Source organism: Streptomyces sp. NPDC058964 (genome assembly GCF_042741275.1).
Classification (GTDB): Bacteria; Actinomycetota; Actinomycetes; order Streptomycetales; family Streptomycetaceae; genus Streptomyces.
Map to the genome: position 1 here is coordinate 18,085 of NZ_JBHYKH010000082.1, position 5,843 is coordinate 23,927.

The 5,843-nt window shown below is 71.1% G+C and carries 5 protein-coding genes and 1 pseudogene; 3 read left to right on the plus strand and 3 right to left on the minus strand.

Annotated features, from left to right (window positions below; genetic code table 11):
* Positions 1 to 211, plus strand: a pseudogene (locus tag ACFW2E_RS13530) (hypothetical protein); the annotation flags it as partial.
* Between the two features lie 10 nt (positions 212 to 221).
* Positions 222 to 1,013 (plus strand): glycosyltransferase family 2 protein, encoded by a 792-nt coding sequence (locus ACFW2E_RS13535; protein ID WP_384465850.1) that lies wholly within the window; start codon positions 222 to 224, stop codon positions 1,011 to 1,013.
* Positions 1,014 to 1,028: 15 nt separating this feature from the next.
* Here ACFW2E_RS13535 and ACFW2E_RS13540 read toward each other — a convergent pair whose 3' ends face one another.
* On the minus strand, positions 1,029 to 1,940 hold the full coding sequence (locus ACFW2E_RS13540; RefSeq protein ID WP_384465852.1) for a glycosyltransferase: 912 nt from the start codon (positions 1,938 to 1,940) through the stop codon (positions 1,029 to 1,031).
* Positions 1,937 to 3,964 carry an O-antigen ligase family protein gene (locus tag ACFW2E_RS13545; protein ID WP_384465854.1) on the minus strand — a complete coding sequence of 676 codons (2,028 nt, stop codon included), beginning with the start codon at positions 3,962 to 3,964 and terminating at the stop codon, positions 1,937 to 1,939. The genes ACFW2E_RS13540 and ACFW2E_RS13545 overlap by 4 nt, the downstream gene beginning before the upstream one ends.
* Before the next feature lie 71 nt (positions 3,965 to 4,035).
* Here ACFW2E_RS13545 and ACFW2E_RS13550 point away from each other — a divergent pair, with 71 nt between their 5' ends.
* Positions 4,036 to 4,695 carry a hypothetical protein gene (locus ACFW2E_RS13550; RefSeq protein ID WP_384465856.1) on the plus strand — a complete coding sequence of 220 codons (660 nt, stop codon included), beginning with the start codon at positions 4,036 to 4,038 and terminating at the stop codon, positions 4,693 to 4,695.
* A gap of 17 nt (positions 4,696 to 4,712) precedes the next feature.
* On the opposite strand, the gene ACFW2E_RS13555 is transcribed toward ACFW2E_RS13550, so the two are convergent.
* The gene (locus ACFW2E_RS13555; protein WP_384465858.1) at positions 4,713 to 5,759 is read right to left on the minus strand and encodes a glycosyltransferase family 2 protein; all 1,047 of its coding nucleotides are present in this window, start codon (positions 5,757 to 5,759) and stop codon (positions 4,713 to 4,715) included.
* Positions 5,760 to 5,843: the final 84 nt, after the last annotated feature.

Genomic DNA, 5,843 nt, shown 5'->3' on the forward strand with positions numbered 1-5,843 from the left:
GCCCCGCCCTCCCCCCCACCCCCCCCCCCCCCACCCCCACCCCCCCGCGACCGGGATCACCGTCACGGACAACGTCTTCTCCACCCGGTACCACCGCAATTCCGGCGGCTACGGAGCCGTCACCGCCTGGGACGCCGACGGCTCCGGCAACGTCTGGCGCGGCAACCGGTTCTCCCACGGCACCCCGATCACACCCGAGCCGGCCGGCTGAGAAGAGGATCATGCGACGCGTCGCCCGCGCCCCCTGGGAACTGCTCAAGCGCGCCTTCGGCTGGCTCGTGCTCTTCGAGCTGCGCAACAAGGTCCTCCTCGCCCCCTCCGCGCTGCGGCTGCGCCACTTCGAGACCGCCGAGACCCGCCGCCTCACGGCTGTCGCGGGCCCCGTGCCCGCCGCCCTCGTCGCCACGGTCATCGCCACCCACCGCCGCCCCGAGCAGTTGCGGGCGGCGGTCCGGTCGGCCCTGGCCCAGACCGTTCGCGACCAGGTCGTGGTGGTGGTGGACGACGGCGCCGGCCTTCCCGGACTCCCGGACGACCCACGTCTGTTCGCCGTATCACTGGCCCGCAACACCGGGGTGGCCGGCGTCGTGCGCAACGTGGGCATCCGCCTCACGCGCTCGCGCTACGTGGCGTTCCTGGACGACGACAACCTCTGGGAACCCGACCATCTGGAACAGGCACTGGCGGTGCTGGAGTCCCCCCACGGCCCCGACGGCGTCTACACGGCGCTGCGCCGCGTCCTGCCGGACGGGACCGAGCATGACGTCCTGTCCGTGCCCTTCGACCGACGCCGGGCCGCCCGCGAGTCCTTCCTGGACACGAACGCCTTCGTCGCGCGGCGCAACAGGGCGCTGCGCTTCAGTCGTCTGCGTCGTACGCCGGAGGTGCTGCCGCGGGAGGACTGGGAGCTCGTCCACCGCTACAGCCGTTGCCACAGCGTGCGCCACGTGCCGCACGCGACGGTGCGGTACCTGGTGAACCCCGAAAGCTTCTACACGACTTGGCCGGGCTGAACGGCCGACGGGACGTCACGGACCGGGAGTGCCCCGCAGCGCGCCCGGCCTGAGCAGCGCGGCGGCAGCGGCCCTGCTGGCTCCGCGGCCGAGGAGGGCTCGCGACGTCTCGCGAAGCAGCACGGCGGCGCGGAAGCAGGCCGTGGCGAAGGCGCCGTGGCGCCGCCCGTACAGCCGCACGCGGTTGAGGGTGAGCAGGGTCCACAGCCGGGGCGAGACCTGGGAGTCGCCCCCGAGATGGACGGCCTCGGCCGTCGGCTCCAGCCGCGTGACGTATCCCAGATCTCGCGCACGCAGGCAGTACTCGGTCTCTTCCGAATAGAGGAAGAAGGACTCGTCCCACGGACCGCAGGCGGCCAGACAGCCGGCCGAGATGGTCATCAGCGCGCCGGTCGCCCAGTCCGCGCGGGTGGGCCGCTGATACGCGGCGGGATCGGTGACGAGTTCGCTCAGGCGGGGGAACCGCCCGGCCCGGCGGTTGCCGATGAGGGCCTCGCCGAGCGCCCGGGACACGCTCGACTCGCGGCGCAGGGAGAAATGGGGTGTGTCCCGGCCCTCCTCGTACAGGAGGGGAACGACGATCCCCACTTCGCCCTCGAGCCCGTCGACGAGACGTTTGGCGCAGCCCTGGCGCATGCGGATGTCCGGGTTGCAGATCAGCACCGCCTCGAATCCGCCGTCCCACTCGCCGGCAGCGGCCAGGGCCGCGTTGATGCCGGCGGCGTACCCCGCGTTGCGGCCGGTCTGGACGACGGTCGCCTCGGGGGCCAGCTCCCGGAGCACCTCCACGGTGTCGTCCGCGGAGTCGTTGTCGGCGACGGCCAACCGCCAGTCGAGACCGGCCATGCCGTCCGGGAGCGCGGCGAGGAACCCGGGGAGCACCGAGGCGCTGTTCCAGGTGACGACGACGACGGCGACGGGACTCATCGGGACTCCACGGGTTGGGGGAACTCGGCCTCAGGCGTCCTGCGTGGGCCCGGTACGGCTTCGGTCATCGCTTCGCGACGGATGAAGGCCAGATAGGCGGCCCCTGCTCCCAGCATCAGGAAGAACATGCCGGCGAACATCGGGAAGCTGAGTGAGTCGAAGGTGGCGCTGATGACGAGGGCGACCAGCGACGAGGCGAAGAACGCCTGGCCCAGTTCGCGGTCGGACTCGGTGCGGGCCAGCCGCCGGATCGCGCCGCCCTGGTGGATGCCGGTGATGAACAGGGTGAGCAGGGCCAGGAGCCCGGCCACGCCCATCTCGGCCAGTGCCAGCATGTACTGGTTGTCCGTGAAGAAGTAGAGGTCCGGGGTGAAGGTGCCGAAGCCCCGGCCGAACAGCGGATGTTCCTTCAGGTAGGGCACGATCGCGCTGTACTTGACCGTACGGGCCTGCGTGCTGCTGTCGGAGTTGGACACGAACGACGCGAACAAGCCCGTGATGGTGCCGATCAATCCGGGCACGAGCACCTTGAAGAAGGCCACCGATGCCGTCATCACACCGATCGCCGCCCAGCGTCGCGCCGGCTTCCAGCGCGGCACCATCACCAGGGCGGCCAGCAGCAGGCCGATGATCGACGTCCTCGACACCGTCAGGGGCAGTGCACCGGCCATGAGCAGCACCGGGCCCCAGCGGCGCAGCACGGGGAGGTGGCGGCGTACCGGATCGAAGGCCTGCTGGACCGCGAAGGGCAGGAGGATCGCCAGCATTCCGGCGAACTCGAGGGGCTGGGCCGTGGTGGCCCGGGGCCGGGTGAAGGCGCCGCGGTCCATGGCGCTCACCTGGGCGACGCTGGTCTGGAGGCCGGGGATGTGGACGGAGTCGGCGATGTTGGTGGCCGCGAAGAAGTCGTAGAAGCCGATCGCGGCGACGACGGACCCCAGGACCACCACCCGGCGCATCAGCACGTCCAGCCGGCCGCGGTCCTGCATGGCGGCCGAGGTCAGGACGACCAGTGACACCCATACCAGGAACCCGATGAGCCCGCGGTCGGCCCCGAGGACCTCCTGGTGCGAGCTTTCGCGCATCGCGTCCGCGACGTACGCCGCCAGGACGGCCGCCCCGAGCACGCACATCGCGACCCGGGCGAGCCTGGTGCCCGGCGCGGGAAGGATGCGGCCGCCGAGCCAGGTCGCGAGGTACCACAGCAGTCCGAGCAGGGCGAAGACGTTGGCGGGGGTGCCGACGCCGCCCAGCGCGGGCAGGGCCAGGTTCGACGGGATGAAGAAGGCCAGCACCACGTAGACGGTGAGGATCGCGGTGGCGTCGACCCGTCGGCTCGGCGGCCCGGGCCGCACCCGCTGCGGTGCGCGGGCCTTCCGCGGTCGGGGGGCGGCGTCCGTTGCGGAGCGCCGGCGCCGGCGGACCACCGCGACACCCTCCATCAGGATCGACAGCAGGAACGCGCTGACGACGCCCAGGATGACGACGGCCGCGATGTCCTGGTAGCGGCTCTTGGACTTCGCCACCGGGGTCTGCGGCAGGACGATGGGGGCTGTCTGCACGAGATACGCGGGCGGGACCTTGGCGGCGGCCTGGAGGGCATTGAGCTGCTCGCCGGCGAAGGTGGTCAGCGTGCGGGTCTCCTTGAGCACCTTGTCCCGGTCGTTTCCGGTGACGCTGAGCACGAGCAGCGGGCTGTCGCTCTGGGGCGCGAAGCCGGCCGTGTACGGATCCGTGACGCCCCGGCCGCGCAACTCCTTGGTGGCGTCGCTCTTTTCGAGGGTTCTGAACAGCCCGTCGGCCGTGACGATGAGCGAACCGCCGGCGTTCGAGATGGGATTGCCGAACGTGGGGGCCAGCCGGGCGACGGCCGAGGAGTCCAGCAGCGCGACCGAGCTCTGCGACTGGTACGACACGGGGACGGTCACGTACAGATAGGAGCCGCCCAGCAGGCTGAGCAGGGTGAAGGGCACCATGAAGTACCAACGTCTGCGCAGAATCGCCCATATCTCACCGAGACTCACGAACCGTCCCTCCATTCGGTGGCATCCCGCCTTGCGCCCTGCCAGTATCGGGAGTGACGGAAGGATCTCGTATGTCGCCTGGGAACGTCGCCGATGCGCTGCTCCGCCGCTGGTACATCGTGGTGGTGGTGCTGCTGTTGACGGCCGCCGGGGCATACCAAGTGGTCCGCCCGGCTCCCCGGTTCACCGGCTCCGCGGTGGTCGTTCTCAAGCCGCCGGTGACGCAGAACCAGCCGAACCAGTTCACCAATCTGCAGCCGCCGCTCGCCGTGGTCTCCTACGCGGTTGTCCAGCAGCTCCAATCCCCTGCCGGGACGGCGGAGTTGGAGGCGGCGGGCGTGCGTGGAACCTACCACCTCATCCCGCGCAACAGCGGCACCAGCGCGACGCCTCGCTATCTGATCCCCTCCCTGCAGGTGCAGTCGCAGGCTTCCGGACCCGACGCCGCCGTGACGGCGGTGCGCCGCATCATCGACGTCTACAGCAAGCACGTCGAAGAGATGCAGACGGCCCAGAAGGTGCCGGACGGCTCGCGGATCACCGCCTCCGTCCTGGTCTCCCCGAGCGCCGCGCAGGTGCAGGGCGACAAGAGCCGGGGCCTGGCGGGCACGGCTCTGCTGGGCGGGGCCGCCGGCATTCTCGGCGCGTTGTGGTTCGACCGGTACGCACGGGGCCGGAAGGCCTCTCCGGGTCTGCGCCGGCACGCCGGTCCGATCCCCGCGACCGACTGAGCGGAACTGCTGGTTCATCAGATGCCGCGGCGCTTCCACGACTCCCACCACAGCCACTCCCGCCCGCGCTCGAGCACGGCCGACCACACCAGCGGCTGAAGGTACGGCATGGTCTTCGGACCGATCCGCCGCCGCAGGCGCAGGGCACGGTACTCGGGCAGTGACGCGTACTCCGGCAGGCACTCCTCGGCGAACGCCACGCACTCGTCGACCGGAACCGCACCGGTACGTCCGCGGTCGTACGCCCGGTAGGCGCGGCGCAGCGCGAAGCGGGCGAGCCGGGTGTGGACCTGGTGCGCCAGGCGATCGGCCTGGGGCAGCCGGTCGGCGCACTTGTCGAGGACCGAGTCGAAGGCCACCAGGCGCTGGCGCAGGTCGTCGAGCTGGCCGCCGAAGTCCGTCGTCGACATGTTCTTGCCGTGGACGCGGTAGAAGGCCTGATCGGCACCGCGCACGTAGCCGACGTCGGCGTGGGCGGCGAGCCGCATCCACATCTCGATGTCGCCTGCGTGCGGAAGCGCCGGGTCGTAGCCACCGACGGAGCGCTGGAGGCTGGTGCGGACGAGGACTTCCGGCGAGGTGATGCAGCCCGTGCCCTCGCGGAATCGGCGGTCCAGCCACCACTGCCCGGGATAGACGACGGAGCCGGTGCTGTGCGTGCGGGCTCGTGGCAGTGGGCCGCCGTGCTGGAAGCGCAGGGGGCGCCCGTAGGCGAACCCCACCTCGGGATGGGCGTCCAGTAGCGCGGCGGCTCGGACCAGTGCGCCCGGGACCAGCCGGTCGTCGGCGGAGAGGAGGGCCACGTAGTCGCCGTCGGCCCATTCCAGGAGTCCCTCGTTGTAGGTGGCGATGTGGCCCTTGTTCGTTTCATGGACACGGACTTCGATACGCGGGTCGGAGGCGGCCAGCTTGTGCGCGGCTTCCGCCGAGTCGTCGGGCGAGGCGTCGTCGATGATGAGTACCCGGACGTCAACGCCGTCCTGCTCGTCCAGGACGCTGCTCACGCAGTCGGCGAGGAAATGGCCGTACTTGTAGCAGGGGATCACAACACTGACGGTGCTCATCGATGAGGAAGCCAATCCCCGGGGGGTGGGTGCCCCCCCCCCGCGGGGGGGCCCCCCCCCGGCGGGGAGGGGGGGGGGGTGTTT